We start from the raw sequence: 12,943 nt of genomic DNA on the forward strand, positions 1-12,943 counted from the left end.
CGTTTGGTTGGATAGACATAGTCTTTTGTTCTTATATGGGAAAGTGGTCAAGCAACGGCGTGATCGTCTTATTTTTTGTCGGATGTGTCCAGTGTCGCCGTCATCCCGCTGGGCCTACGCTCTGCTGAGGTTTTGTCCGACAATCCTTCGCATCAGGTGCAGCCATGCTTCCCAGAACACTCTTCAGCTCAGAGCACGAGCTTTTCCGAAATAGCGTGCGCAAGTTCTTCGAACAGCATGCGGCACCCTTTCATGCCCAGTGGGAAAAGCAGGGCCACATCGACCGTACCCTGTGGAACCGGGCCGGGGAGCAGGGCATGTTGTGTTCGCACCTGCCGGAAGAATACGGCGGCATGGGCGCTGATTTCCTCTACACCACCGTGGTGATCGAGGAGATCTCGCGCCTCGGCCTGACCGGCATCGGTTTTTCCCTGCATTCGGACATCGTCGCGCCGTACATCCTGCATTACGGCAGTGAGGCGCTGAAGCTCAAATATTTGCCCAAACTGGTCTCGGGGGAGCTGGTCACTGCCATCGCGATGACCGAGCCCGGCGCGGGGTCCGATCTGCAAGGGGTCAAGACCACCGCGGTGCTGGATGGCGAGGAGTACGTCATCAATGGTTCGAAGACCTTCATCACCAACGGGTTTCTCGCTGATCTGGTGATCGTCGTTGCAAAGACCGATCCCAAGGCGGGCGCGAAGGGCACCAGTCTGTTTGTCGTGGAAGCGGGTACGCCGGGCTTTGCGAAGGGCAAGCGCCTGGAGAAGGTCGGGATGAAGGCGCAGGACACGTCGGAATTGTTCTTCCAGGACGTGAGAGTGCCCAAGGAGAACCTGCTGGGTCAGGCCGGGATGGGTTTTGCGTATCTGATGCAGGAACTGCCCCAAGAGCGTCTGACGGTCGCCATCGGTGCCATCGCATCCGCCGAAGCCGCCCTGCAATGGACGCTCGACTACACGCGAGAGCGCAAGGCGTTTGGCAAGGCCATCATCGATTTCCAGAACACCCGCTTCAAACTGGCCGAAATCGCCACTGAAGTTCAGATTGGTCGTACATTCATTGACCGATGCCTGGAGTTGCATCTGGAAGGGAAGCTGGATGTGCCGACGGCAGCCATGGCGAAATACTGGTCAACCGACCTGCAATGCAAGGTGCTGGACGAATGCGTGCAGCTGCATGGCGGCTATGGCTTCATGTGGGAATACCCGATCGCCCGGGCGTGGGCAGACGCGCGAGTGCAGCGGATTTATGCGGGGACCAACGAAATCATGAAAGAGATCATTGCCCGGTCGCTGTAGGACGAGCAAATCGATCACTGTAGGAGCGTGGCTTGTCCCGCGATCGGCGGGGAACCCGTCGCAAATGCGGTAAATGCGGTGTTTCCGAGAGACTGCATTGGTCGCATTTGCTGACGGTTTCCGGCAGGTCGCGGGACAAGCCACGCTCCTACAGTGGGTATGTCAGGTGTTAAGGCGCAGGATTCGGCTGATCCTTGTGAATCGCCTCGATGCCCGCCAGCACTTCATCCGACAGCACCAGTTCCGCGCTCGCCAGGTTGCTTTCCAGCTGCTCCAGCGTGGTGGCACCGATGATGTTGCTGGTGACGAAGCTGCGGCTGGTTACGAACGCCAGGGCCATCTGCGCCGGATCAAGACCGTGCTCGCGAGCCAGCGCAACGTAGCGTGCGCAGGCCGCTTCCGATTGTGGATTGAAGTAGCGCGTGAAGCGGCTGTACAGACTCAAGCGGCCCTTGGCAGGGCGGGCGCCGTCGGCGTACTTGCCAGACAACATGCCGAAGGCCATGGGCGAATAGGCCAGCAAGCCGCATTGCTCGCGAATCGCCACTTCTGCCAGTCCCACCTCGAAGCTGCGGTTGAGCAAGTTGTAGGGGTTCTGAATGGACACGGGGCGCGTCAGGCCATGAGCATCCGATTCGGCGAGAAACTTCATGGTGCCCCACGGCGTTTCGTTGGACAGACCCACGTGGCGGATCTTGCCGGCCTTGACCTGCTCGTCCAGGGCTTCTAGCACTTCCAGCAGCGGGGTGAACTGTTCCTCACTGTGGTTGTAACCCAGCTTGCCGAAGAAGTTGGTGCTGCGCTCAGGCCAGTGCAGTTGATACAGATCGAGGTAATCGGTCTGCAGGCGTTTGAGGCTGGCATCCAGCGCCGCGACGATGTGATCGCGGTTGAATTTCAGCTGACCGTCACGGATGTAGTCGATGCCGTTGCCGGGACCGGCGATCTTGCTGGCGAGGATCCAATCGGCACGGTCGCCGCTCTGCTTGAACCAGTTGCCGAGGATCGTCTCGGTGCTGGCGTAGGTTTCTTTCTTCGGCGGGACCGGATACATCTCGGCAGTGTCGATGAAATTGATGCCGGCGGCCTTGGCCCGTTCGATCTGCGCGAAGGCCTCGGACTGGCTGTTCTGCTCGCCCCAGGTCATGGTGCCGAGGCAGATTGCGCTGACATTGAGGTCGGTTCTGCCCAGTTGGCGGTAGTCCATTTGGCTCTCCTGTTTAAAAGAGCCATAAAAGCAGGTTGAAATTTTTTTCGCAATCTGCATAATTCCGCTCCTCTTTGTCGCTGGAGTGATGCCCCGCGCCAAAAGAAACCGCTGCGATCGAACGCGCTGACCCGAGCCCCCTATAGCGTTCGTGCCCGGCGGCCTTTGACTTGTCAAAGACCGTACTAATGAGTATGCTCCGCCGTCTATTTTTCAGGGCGGCCTTTGAGGCTATAAAGAATGAAAACTTTTACCGCTAAACCGGAAACAGTAAAGCGCGACTGGTTCGTCGTCGACGCTGCTGGTCAGACCCTGGGTCGTCTGGCCACTGAAATCGCGAGCCGTCTGCGTGGCAAGCACAAGCCGGAATACACTCCGCACGTTGACACCGGCGACTACATCGTCGTGATCAATGCCGAGCAGATCCGTGTGACCGGTGCCAAGACCACCGACAAGATCTACTACTCTCACTCCGGTTTCCCGGGCGGGATCAAGTCGATCAACTTTGAAAAGCTGATCGCCAAAGCTCCTGAGCGCGTGATCGAGACCGCGGTCAAAGGCATGCTGCCTAAGAACCCGCTGGGTCGCGACATGTATCGTAAGCTGAAAGTCTATGCGGGCGCTGCACACCCTCATACTGCTCAGCAGCCCCAAGAACTGAAGTTTTAACGGAATAGTTCATTATGTCGGCGACTCAAAATTACGGCACTGGCCGTCGCAAGACCGCAACCGCTCGCGTTTTCCTGCGTCCGGGCACCGGTAACATCTCCATCAACAACCGTTCCCTGGACTCGTTCTTCGGTCGCGAAACTGCCCGCATGGTAGTTCGTCAGCCGCTGGAACTGACTCAGACTGTCGAAAAATTCGACATCTACGTCACTGTCATCGGCGGTGGTGTGAGTGGTCAAGCTGGCGCAATCCGCCACGGTATCACCCGCGCTCTGATGCAATACGACGAAACCCTGCGTGGCGCTCTGCGCAAAGCTGGCTTCGTCACTCGCGATGCTCGCGAAGTTGAACGTAAGAAAGTCGGTCTGCGTAAAGCGCGTAAGCGTCCGCAGTACTCGAAGCGTTAATTCGCTTCCGTTCAAAAAGAACGCTCAGTTTCTATACGAAGCTGGGCGTTTTTTTATGGCTGTCTTTTATGGCTGTCTATTATTGATTCCGAGGGCCTGCCGGGAGATCTCGGATGTTGACGGGAGAGGACCGAATGGCCGATGACGGCGTAAACACGGCCCGGCGTCGCTTTCTTGTGACGGCCACGTCTGTAGTAGGCGCAGCAGGAGCAGTCGGCGCCGCCGTGCCGTTTGTGGGTTCGTGGTTCCCGAGTGCCAAAGCCAGGGCGGCGGGAGCGCCTGTCAAAGTCAACATCAGCAAGATTGAGCCGGGTCAGCAGATGATCGCCGAATGGCGCGGTCAGCCGGTGTTCATTGTTCGTCGCACGCCAGAAATCCTTTCCAATCTGGGCCAGATCACCGGCCAGCTTTCCGACCCCGAATCAAACGACTCCACACAGCCTGCCTACGTCGATCCGATGGTCCGTTCGATCCGGCCTGAAATCCTGCTGTTGATCGGCATTTGTACCCATCTTGGCTGCTCGCCTACTTTTCGCCCCGAAGTCGCATCCGTTGACTTGGGCAAGGATTGGGTCGGCGGTTATTTCTGCCCTTGTCATGGCTCAAGGTACGACCTGGCCGGACGCGTCTACAAATCTCAGCCTGCACCGCTGAATCTGCCAGTGCCGCCGCATTCCTACGAGTCGGACTCAATCATCGTCATCGGTGTCGATCAGGAGCAAGCGTGATGAGCAAGCTCATGGACTGGATCAATGCGCGCTTTCCGGCGACCTCAATGTGGGAAAACCACCTCAGCAAGTACTACGTACCCAGGAACCTCAATTTCTTCTACATTTTCGGTGTTCTGGCGCTGCTGGTGCTGGTCAACCAGATCCTCACGGGGATCTGGTTGACCATGAGTTATACGCCCACGGCCGAGGGGGCCTTTGCCTCGGTCGAGTCCATCATGCGTGACGTCGAATACGGCTCGATTCTGCGCCTGTTGCATTCGACCGGCGCGTCGGCGTTCGTCATCGTCATCTACCTGCACATGTTTCGCGGCCTGCTGTACGGCTCGTATCAGAAGCCGCGCGAGTTGGTCTGGATCTTCGGCATGCTGATGTATCTGGCGCTGATGGCGGAAGCGTTCACGGGCTACTTGCTGCCGTGGGGGCAGATGTCGTATTGGGGCGCTCAGGTGATCATTTCGCTGTTCGGCGCGATTCCCATCATCGGAGCCGACCTCGCCCAGTGGATTCGGGGGGATTATCTGGTCTCCGGCATCACCCTCAACCGGTTCTTCGCGCTGCACGTCGTGGCCTTGCCGATCGTGATCGTCGGCCTCGTCGTGCTGCATATCCTGGCGCTGCATGAAGTGGGCTCGAACAACCCCGACGGCGTCGACATCAAGAAGTACAAGGACGAGAACGGCAACCCTTTGGACGGCATTCCTTTTCATCCGTACTACACGGTCAAGGATCTGCTCGGCGTCGTGGTGTTTCTGTTCATCTTCTGTTCGGTAGTGTTTTTCTTCCCCGAGATGGGCGGCTACTTCCTCGAGAAGCCGAACTTCGAACAGGCCAACGCCTTAAAGACCCCAGAGCACATTGCGCCGGTGTGGTACTTCACACCGTTCTACGCGATCTTGCGCGCCATCCCGGACAAGCTTCTCGGCGTCATGGCCATGGGTGCAGCCATCGCGGTGCTGTTCGTGCTGCCGTGGCTTGATCGCAGCCCGGTCAAATCGATGCGCTACAAGGGTTGGCTGAGTCGCTTCTGGCTGTTGCTGTTTTGCGTGTCCTTCGTGACGCTCGGGGTGCTGGGCATACTGCCGCCAAGCACCGGGCGTGCATGGCTGTCGCAGGCCTGCACCTTCACGTATTTCGCCTACTTCATCCTGATGCCGTTCTACACGCGCATGGAGCGGACGAAGCCAGTGCCGGACAGGGTGACGAGCTGATGAAAACGCTACTCGCTGTCTTGCTCCTTGGCCTGTTGCCGGTGTTGTCGTTCGCCGCTGATCAGGGCGCGGACCTTGAAAGCGTGGACATCGAGTTGTCCGACAAGGCGGCCCTGCAAGATGGTGCGCAGACCTTCGTCAATTACTGCATGGGGTGCCACAGCGCCAGGTTTCAGCGCTATGAACGCGTCGCGGACGATCTCGGTATCTCCCACGACCGGATGCTGGAAAAGCTGGCACCTGCCGGGGCGAAAATCGGCGATCACATGACCATTGGCATGCAGCCGGCGGATGCGAAGAACTGGTTTGGCGCAGTGCCGCCCGATCTGACCCTCGTCGCCCGCGTTCGCGGAACTGACTGGCTCTATGGCTACCTGCGTTCGTTCTACGAGGACCCGACGCGGCCGTGGGGCGTGAACAACACCGTCTTACCCAACGTTGCCATGCCCAACGTGCTGGAAGGGCTTCAGGGACGTCAGAGGCTCGGTTGCAAGGAGGTTCAGCGCGTCGACGGCGGCGAAGAACACGCCGACATGACCCTGAGTCACGAAGCCTGCGATCAACGGGTCATCGTCCCCGGCACGGGCACGCTGACCAAAGCGCAATTCGACGAGAAGGTGAAGAACCTCGTGACCTTCCTCGCTTACTCGGCCAACCCGGACAAGCTGCAGCATCAGCGCATCGGCACCTACGTGCTGCTTTATCTCGCCGTGCTGTTCATCCTGGTCTACCTGCTCAAGCGTGAATTCTGGAAGGACGTCCATTGAGCGGGACGTCTGATTCGCGGTTCTGCGCCGCTTGCCGCTGCGCTGTTTCAGGTAAAGGAGGGAGAGCAGGTATAGTGGCGGGCTGAAGATTGCAGAATCTACCTTGAGTAAATGAGCTATCTTGTCGCCCGCGTTGAACACCTGATCATCGTGGACGTCGCCGAAAGCGCCCTCGCGGCGCATCCGTATTTCTGCTTTTTGAATATCTACAAGCGAGGAGGACCGCCATGGGCGTGACCAATCGGTTGGCCTGTTACTCCGACCCCGCCGACCACTATTCCCATCGCGTGCGCATTGTGCTCGCCGAGAAAGGTGTCAGCGCCGAGATCATCGAAGTTGTCGCGGGCCGTCATCCGCCCAAATTGATCGAGGTGAATCCGTACGGCAGCGTGCCAACTCTGGTTGATCGTGACCTGGCGTTGTACGAGTCGACGGTGGTAATGGAATACCTGGACGAACGTTATCCCCATCCGCCGCTGCTCCCGGTTTATCCGGTGGCGCGTGCCAACAGCCGCTTGCTGATCCACCGGATTCAGCGCGACTGGTGCGGTCTGGTGGACCTGATTCTGGACCCGCGCAGCAAAGAAGCCGCACGTGTTCAGGCGCGCAAGGAACTGCGCGAAAGTCTGACCGGCGTGTCGCCGTTGTTCGCGGATAAGCCTTTTTTCCTGAGCGACGAGCAAAGTCTGGTCGACTGCTGTCTATTGCCCATACTCTGGCGCCTGCCGATTCTGGGTATCGAATTGCCGCGGCCCGCCAAGCCGCTGCTTGATTATATGGAGCGCCAATTTGCGCGTGAGGCATTTCAGGCAAGTCTGTCTGGTGTCGAACGCGACATGCGCTAAGGCCTTAGGAGCCGTTTGATGAACTCCAGTCGCCCTTATCTGATCCGCGCTTTGTATGAGTGGATCGTGGATAACGATTGCACACCCCACGTACTCGTCAATGCCGAGTACCCAGCGGTGCAAGTCCCGCAAGGCTTTGCCAATGACGGGCAGATCGTCCTGAACATCTCGCCGAGCGCCGTTCGCCATCTGCACATGGACAACGACGCGGTGAGTTTCGAAGGCCGCTTCGGCGGCGTTCCCCACAGCCTGTACGTGCCGATTGCCGCCATCATGGGCATTTATGCCCGGGAGAACGGACAGGGTATGGTCTTCGACCTGGAGCCCGCCGTGGACGAAGACGAAGATCTGGACGTCGAAGACGATATGCCGCCACCGAACGACGAGCCACCACGCCCTACGGGCCGGCCGAGTCTGAAAGTGGTCAAGTAAGTCGTTTGTGCAGTGATAAAAAAGGCGATCCCGAGGGATCGCCTTTTTTGTGCCTGTTGAGTGGCTATGTAGGAGCGCGCTTGCCCGCCAACGCTATGTGCTTAACCCCACTTGAGAGGCTGAAACACCGCCACTCGCGGGCAAGCGCACTCCTGGAAAAGCACATCAATCGATGTACTCAAACAGCTTCACGATCTTCTGTACGCCGCCGACGCCTTGCACCAGGTTGGTGGCGCGGGTGGCTTCTGCCTGGGTCAACAGGCCCAGCAGGTAGACGATGCCGTTCTCAGTCACGACCTTGATGCGCGAGCCCGGGATGGTGCTGTCGGTGAGCATTTCGGTTTTGATCTTGCTTGTCAGCCAGGCGTCGTTGCTGCGCGCCAGCATCGAGGACGGGCCGGTGACCTGCAGCTCGTTGTTGACCTTCTTGACCTTTTGCACCTGACTGGCGGTTTGCTCGGCCAGTTGCTTGAGGTCGGCGCGCGGTGTCTGGCCGGCCAGCAGGACGATGCCGTTGAAGCTCGTCACGACGATGTGCGATGCATTGTCCAGATCAGGGTTGGCCTTGGCGATGTTGACGGAGACCTTGGTCTCGATCAGCGAGTCGTCGATCTTGCTGCCGAAGGTGCGTGTACCGCGATCGTCATCGATCGGTGCTTCGCGGCTGGCGTTGATCACCGAGCTGCATCCGCTGATGCCCAGGCAGAGCGTCAGGGCCAGCAGGCTAAGACGTTTGGATATCATTCTTCACTCCCGAACAGTTGGCTGTCGATCAAGTCGCAAAGGCAGTGGATCGCCAGCAGGTGGACTTCCTGGATACGTGCAGTAACTTTTGCCGGGACGCGGATTTCAACGTCCTCCGGCAACAGCAACGACGCAACGTCGCCGCCATCGCGACCGGTCAAGGCTACGACAATCATTTCACGATCATGTGCGGCCTGGATGGCCTGAATAATGTTCGCCGAATTGCCGCTGGTGGAAATCGCCAGCAGCACATCGCCCGGCTGACCCAGCGCACGAATCTGTTTGGAGAAGATTTCGTTGTAGCTGTAGTCGTTGGCGATGGAGGTGATGGTGGAGGTGTCAGTGGTCAGCGCGATGGCGGGCAAGCTCGGTCGCTCGCGTTCGAAACGGTTGAGCAGCTCCGAAGAAAAGTGCTGGGCATCGCCAGCCGAACCGCCGTTACCGCAGGCGAGCATCTTGCCCTCATTGAGCAGGGCGTTGACCATCACTTGGCTGGCTTGCTCGATGTGGGGTGCAACAACATCCATCGCCTGTTGCTTGGTGTCGATGCTGGCCTGAAAAAGCTGGCGAATTCGGGATTGCATGTCCATCTATGAAAACCTTAATAGGGGCGGCTGGTCGGGGCGGCGTCCGATAAGTCATCGGCGTCCCGGCACAAAACTGTGCAGCCCGCAAAGCAAAGAGCAAAAGAGCCAGTGTGGTTCGTTGGGTGCTAAGGGATAAAGCGCAACACGGTTCCCGGCTAAAGCCGGTCCTACAGGGCTTGATGCGCCTCCAGTGGGACCGGCTTTAGCCGGAAAGGCGGCCGATCTTACGCTGCAAACCCCACGCAATCATCGCGTTTTCAACAATCGAACGCATTTGTCAGCCAATTCAGCACCGGTGAGGTGCCAGGGTCACCATTGATCGCGACGACGTCGAAGCGACACGGTGAATCGGCCCAGCGCCCCTCGCTTTGCAGAAAGGATTGAGCCGCCAGCGTGAGCTTTTCCTGCTTGCGAAAATCGACGCTTTCCAGTGCTCCACCCCAACCGGCGTGGCGACGATACCGAACTTCGACGAATACTACTGTATCGCCGTCGAGCATGACCAGATCAAGCTCGCCGCGTTTGCATGACCAGTTGCGGGTAATCAGCTGCAACCCATGCTGTTGCAGGTGACGCAGGGCGTAGGCTTCTGCCTCGCGCCCTGCCGTTTGACGGGTGTTGCCTGAGGTCAAGGCGCGGTGTCCGGCAGGCGCTGGACCTTGCCGTCAACGAACTCTGCCCATGGCAGTTGACGCTCGATGCGTTGGCCCTGACCAATCGCAAGACTGCCGGACAGGCCGTCGATGCGGCTGTCAGGCAAGGTTTTCAGCTGAGTCAGTCGTGGCGCCAGACGGTACGCATCGATGCCCATGGCGTAGAGACGGCCGAGGCTGCCGGCGGCTTGTGGCCATTGAGCGGTCACTTGCTGGCGCAACGGGTCGTTGGCGTTCAGCAACCACGGTGTTTCGCAGAAGCGCACGCCGTTCAGGTCGTTGTACATCGCCGGGTCGCCGCTGTTGGTGAACAGGTGCGAAGTGGCATAGACCGGAACATCGCCAGCGTACTGGAACACCATGGTCGGCTTGATCTGCTGAGCCTGCTGAGGCGTTGCGGCGAGGAACATGAAGTCCACGTCCTGGCGGCGGGAAGGCTGAGCGGCCATCTGCGTGCCAGTGGCGCTTTGCACGCGCTGGGCGCGGCCTTCGCTGTTGCGCAGCTGGAACAGATCGGCAACCTGCTGGGCGAGTGCGACCGGCTGATCGATGCGTTCAGCACCCAGCAAGGTGCCGCCCTTGGCCTGCCAGCTTTGACGGAAGGCCTCCAGCACGCGATCACCCCATTCGCCCTTCGGCACCATGGCCACCGCACTGCGCTTGCCATCGGCCCAGGCACGGCGCGCCACTTCGCGGGCTTCGTCTTCAGCGGCCAGACCGAACTGGAACAGCTCGGCAGGACCCTGAGTGCCGGAATCGCTGTAGTTCAGTGCCAGCGTGGTGATCGGCAGTTGAGGGCGAGCGCTCAGCTGTTTAACCAGTGGTTTCTCCAGCGGGCCGACCACCAGTTGTACGCCGGCCGCTTTTGCTTGCGCATAAAAAGCGTCCATCGAGGTGACGCGGGAGCTGTCGAACACTTCGATCGCAGGTGGCTTCTCGCCGGCCTGCTGAGCTTGATAGTTCGCGGCCATGAAGCCGTCACGCAGGGCGCGGGAGACCGAGGCGAGCGGGCCGTCTTGGGGCAGCAGCAACGCGATCTTGGTCAACGGCTGGCTCTTCAGGTCACGCAATTGCGCGAGCGCGGTCGGCAACTGACGCGCCGCAGGGTGTTGCGGGTTCTGCGCTTTCCAGTTGTCGATGGCCGCCTGTTGCTGTTCCAGCGTGCCGGCGCCCTTGACCGCGCGGGCCAGGCTCAGCCAGCCGCCCATGTCATCGTTGGCCGAGCTTTGCAGCTGCTCGGGTGGCAGCGCGGCAACCAGCGTCCAGATAGCGTCGTTGTTGGCGTTCAGGGCATCGCCTTGCAGCAGCGGGCCCATGAACACGCGCTCGCTCGCAGCTGCGAGGGTCTGGCCGTCTGCTTCAAAAGCCCGGGCGCGAACGGTGTGAGCACGGGTTTGCAAGTCAACCGGCATTTCGCCCAGATGCTGCATGCTCGGGTGATTGAGGGCGGTCAGCGCGGCTTTCGGCTGGCTGCGACCCAATGCCAGTTCGGCAGACAGGGTGTTGGCGTAGATTTGTTTGTCAGTCTTGAGCTGGTCCATTTGCACCTGCTCAAGGATGCTCGCGGCGCGGCTCGGGTTGTTCTGGCGCGCTGCCAGGTCGGCCGCCGTCAGTTTCAGCAAAGCTGCCTGATCCGGCGACTTTGCCGCAGCGGCCTGTTCGAGCAGTTGTTCGATGCTGGCATCGGGGGAGCGAGGCAATTCGCCAAGGCTGGAGGAGGGCGAACCGGCACAGGCAGCCAGGAGGGCAGCGAGGCAGAGGGCAGAGAACAGCCGCAGGCAAGCGATCATGTGTATGTTCCTGATACTCGAGCAAATTAGCGTGGAAGTGTACCCAAGCACTGGCCCGGGCGCGACGTTGAAGGCGTTAAAGCGGCGATATGGGTCGTCTCCAGGCGCGTCAGCTGACCTGAGTCGGACTGTCGCGGAGTCGCTGCCGTGTTGCTGGGGTTCGTGCTGCTTTTCCGGACTCACGGGGTGCGGGGGCCTGTTTTGTCGGCCGCAGCCTGTACAATGCAGGCTTTTACACAACATGAGGTGTGCGCTTTGACTGCTCCAGGTGCTTCGAATTCCACTACAGGCGCGCTTTATGTGGTGGCCACGCCAATCGGCAACCTGGATGACATAAGCGCCCGTGCCCTAAAGGTGCTGCGCGATGTTTCGCTGATTGCCGCCGAGGATACCCGCCACTCGTTACGCCTGATGCAGCACTTCGGCATCCCTACGCCGCTGGCGGCCTGTCACGAGCACAACGAGCGCGAGGAGGGCAGCCGCTTCATCACGCGCCTGCTGGCCGGTGATAACGTTGCGCTGATATCCGATGCCGGCACGCCGCTCATTTCCGACCCTGGCTACCACTTGGTGCGTCAGGCCCGGGCAGCAGGCATTCAGGTGATCCCGGTCCCGGGCGCCTGCGCATTGATCGCGGCGCTCTCGGCGGCGGGGTTGCCGTCGGACCGATTCATCTTCGAAGGCTTCTTGCCGGCCAAGTCGGTGGGCCGAAAGGCGCGGCTCGAACTCGTCAAGGAAGAACCGCGCACGCTTATCTTCTATGAAGCGCCCCACCGCATTCTCGAATGCCTTCAGGACATGGAAGAAGTCTTCGGTCCGGACCGTCCCGCCGTGCTTGGGCGCGAATTGACCAAAACGTTCGAAACCCTCAAGGGACTGCCGCTGTCCGAGTTGCGTGCCTTCGTAGAGGGCGACAGTAATCAGCAGCGAGGCGAGTGCGTTGTGCTGGTGGCAGGCTGGAGTGAACCCGAAGGCGAGGATGTGATTGGCGCCGAAGCGCGGCGGGTGCTGGATCTGCTGCTGGAAGAAATGCCCCTCAAGCGTGCGGCCGCATTGGCAGCGGAAATCACCGGCGTACGCAAGAACCTGCTGTATCAGGTGGCGCTGGACAAACAGAAAGACGTGTGAGGGGATGTCGCGGGCAGCGTGGCATATGGCTGGAAACCCGATTAAAGCTTGTTCTTGAGCCGTCCTCCCATTAACCTTGGCGGCGGAGAGTCGATTGGACAGTCGCTGCCTTTCATTGTTCTGCAATGGAGGGGGGAGGAAAGTCCGGGCTCCATAGGGCGGAGTGCCAGGTAACGCCTGGGGGGCGCGAGCCTACGGAAAGTGCCACAGAAAATAACCGCCTAAGCACTTCGGTGCCGGTAAGGGTGAAAAGGTGCGGTAAGAGCGCACCGCACGTCTGGCAACAGTTCGTGGCTAGGTAAACCCCACTCGGAGCAAGACCAAATAGGGTTCCAAGGCGTGGCCCGCGCTGGAACCGGGTAGGTTGCTAAAGATGTCCAGTGATGGCCATCGTAGAGGAATGACTGTCCTCGACAGAACCCGGCTTACAGATCGACTCTCCACCTCCTTTTCTTCCCCTCGTTTGTACGATTT

At 59.6% G+C, this 12,943-nt stretch carries 14 protein-coding genes and 1 other RNA gene; 10 read left to right on the top strand and 5 right to left on the bottom strand.

Translation table 11 applies throughout. The annotated features are described in order from the left end of the window. Nucleotides 1-164 precede the first annotated feature (164 nt). Entirely contained in the window at nucleotides 165-1,301 is a 1,137-nt protein-coding gene (locus ACQKEN_RS20245; RefSeq protein ID WP_427688213.1) for an acyl-CoA dehydrogenase family protein, read from the top strand. 169 nt (nucleotides 1,302-1,470) lie between these two features. Here the strand turns inward: ACQKEN_RS20245 and ACQKEN_RS20250 are convergent, their stop codons facing one another. Then, nucleotides 1,471-2,508 (bottom strand): NADP(H)-dependent aldo-keto reductase, encoded by a 1,038-nt coding sequence (locus ACQKEN_RS20250; protein ID WP_427688215.1) that lies wholly within the window; start codon nucleotides 2,506-2,508, stop codon nucleotides 1,471-1,473. A gap of 240 nt (nucleotides 2,509-2,748) precedes the next feature. Here ACQKEN_RS20250 and rplM point away from each other — a divergent pair, with 240 nt between their 5' ends. From rplM to ACQKEN_RS20285, 7 genes are all read left to right on the top strand, one after another. Next, on the top strand, nucleotides 2,749-3,177 hold the full coding sequence (gene rplM / locus ACQKEN_RS20255; protein ID WP_019693576.1) for a 50S ribosomal protein L13: 429 nt from the start codon (nucleotides 2,749-2,751) through the stop codon (nucleotides 3,175-3,177). Between the two features lie 14 nt (nucleotides 3,178-3,191). After that, on the top strand, nucleotides 3,192-3,584 hold the full coding sequence (rpsI, locus tag ACQKEN_RS20260; RefSeq protein ID WP_065992123.1) for a 30S ribosomal protein S9: 393 nt from the start codon (nucleotides 3,192-3,194) through the stop codon (nucleotides 3,582-3,584). Between the two features lie 134 nt (nucleotides 3,585-3,718). After that, nucleotides 3,719-4,312: a ubiquinol-cytochrome c reductase iron-sulfur subunit gene (gene petA, locus ACQKEN_RS20265; protein WP_427688218.1), complete on the top strand. Its 594-nt coding sequence runs from the start codon at nucleotides 3,719-3,721 to the stop codon at nucleotides 4,310-4,312. Continuing rightward, the gene (locus tag ACQKEN_RS20270) at nucleotides 4,312-5,523 is read left to right on the top strand and encodes a cytochrome b (RefSeq protein ID WP_427688219.1); all 1,212 of its coding nucleotides are present in this window, start codon (nucleotides 4,312-4,314) and stop codon (nucleotides 5,521-5,523) included. The genes petA and ACQKEN_RS20270 overlap by 1 nt, the downstream gene beginning before the upstream one ends. Continuing rightward, nucleotides 5,523-6,290: a cytochrome c1 gene (locus tag ACQKEN_RS20275; RefSeq protein ID WP_427688222.1), complete on the top strand. Its 768-nt coding sequence runs from the start codon at nucleotides 5,523-5,525 to the stop codon at nucleotides 6,288-6,290. Before ACQKEN_RS20270 ends, ACQKEN_RS20275 begins: the two co-directional genes overlap by 1 nt. 227 nt (nucleotides 6,291-6,517) lie before the next feature. Continuing rightward, on the top strand, nucleotides 6,518-7,135 hold the full coding sequence (locus ACQKEN_RS20280; RefSeq protein ID WP_074884434.1) for a glutathione S-transferase N-terminal domain-containing protein: 618 nt from the start codon (nucleotides 6,518-6,520) through the stop codon (nucleotides 7,133-7,135). A gap of 18 nt (nucleotides 7,136-7,153) precedes the next feature. Next, a complete protein-coding gene (locus ACQKEN_RS20285; RefSeq protein WP_065992131.1) occupies nucleotides 7,154-7,567 on the top strand; it encodes a ClpXP protease specificity-enhancing factor in 414 nt (137 codons plus the stop codon). A 165-nt stretch (nucleotides 7,568-7,732) separates the two neighbouring features. Here ACQKEN_RS20285 and ACQKEN_RS20290 read toward each other — a convergent pair whose 3' ends face one another. The 4 genes from ACQKEN_RS20290 to ACQKEN_RS20305 all read right to left on the bottom strand — a co-directional run bounded on the left by ACQKEN_RS20290 (nucleotide 7,733) and on the right by ACQKEN_RS20305 (nucleotide 11,341). Further along, nucleotides 7,733-8,311 carry a BON domain-containing protein gene (locus ACQKEN_RS20290; protein ID WP_133772193.1) on the bottom strand — a complete coding sequence of 193 codons (579 nt, stop codon included), beginning with the start codon at nucleotides 8,309-8,311 and terminating at the stop codon, nucleotides 7,733-7,735. Then, a complete protein-coding gene (locus ACQKEN_RS20295) occupies nucleotides 8,308-8,901 on the bottom strand; it encodes a phosphoheptose isomerase (RefSeq protein ID WP_065992135.1) in 594 nt (197 codons plus the stop codon). The genes ACQKEN_RS20290 and ACQKEN_RS20295 overlap by 4 nt, the downstream gene beginning before the upstream one ends. A 254-nt stretch (nucleotides 8,902-9,155) precedes the next feature. Further along, on the bottom strand, nucleotides 9,156-9,530 hold the full coding sequence (locus ACQKEN_RS20300) for a YraN family protein (RefSeq protein ID WP_427688224.1): 375 nt from the start codon (nucleotides 9,528-9,530) through the stop codon (nucleotides 9,156-9,158). Beyond that, entirely contained in the window at nucleotides 9,527-11,341 is a 1,815-nt protein-coding gene (locus ACQKEN_RS20305) for a penicillin-binding protein activator (protein ID WP_108120720.1), read from the bottom strand. Before ACQKEN_RS20305 ends, ACQKEN_RS20300 begins: the two co-directional genes overlap by 4 nt. Nucleotides 11,342-11,563: 222 nt before the next feature. Here ACQKEN_RS20305 and rsmI point away from each other — a divergent pair, with 222 nt between their 5' ends. Both rsmI and rnpB read left to right on the top strand, forming a co-directional pair. Then, a complete protein-coding gene (gene rsmI / locus ACQKEN_RS20310) occupies nucleotides 11,564-12,469 on the top strand; it encodes a 16S rRNA (cytidine(1402)-2'-O)-methyltransferase (protein ID WP_427688227.1) in 906 nt (301 codons plus the stop codon). 86 nt (nucleotides 12,470-12,555) lie between these two features. Next, nucleotides 12,556-12,913, top strand: an RNA gene (gene rnpB, locus ACQKEN_RS20315) — RNase P RNA component class A. The last annotated feature ends 30 nt before the right edge of the window (nucleotides 12,914-12,943 follow it).

Origin of the sequence: Pseudomonas sp. NPDC078416 (assembly GCF_050268485.1) — a bacterium.
Taxonomy (GTDB): Bacteria; Pseudomonadota; Gammaproteobacteria; order Pseudomonadales; family Pseudomonadaceae; genus Aquipseudomonas.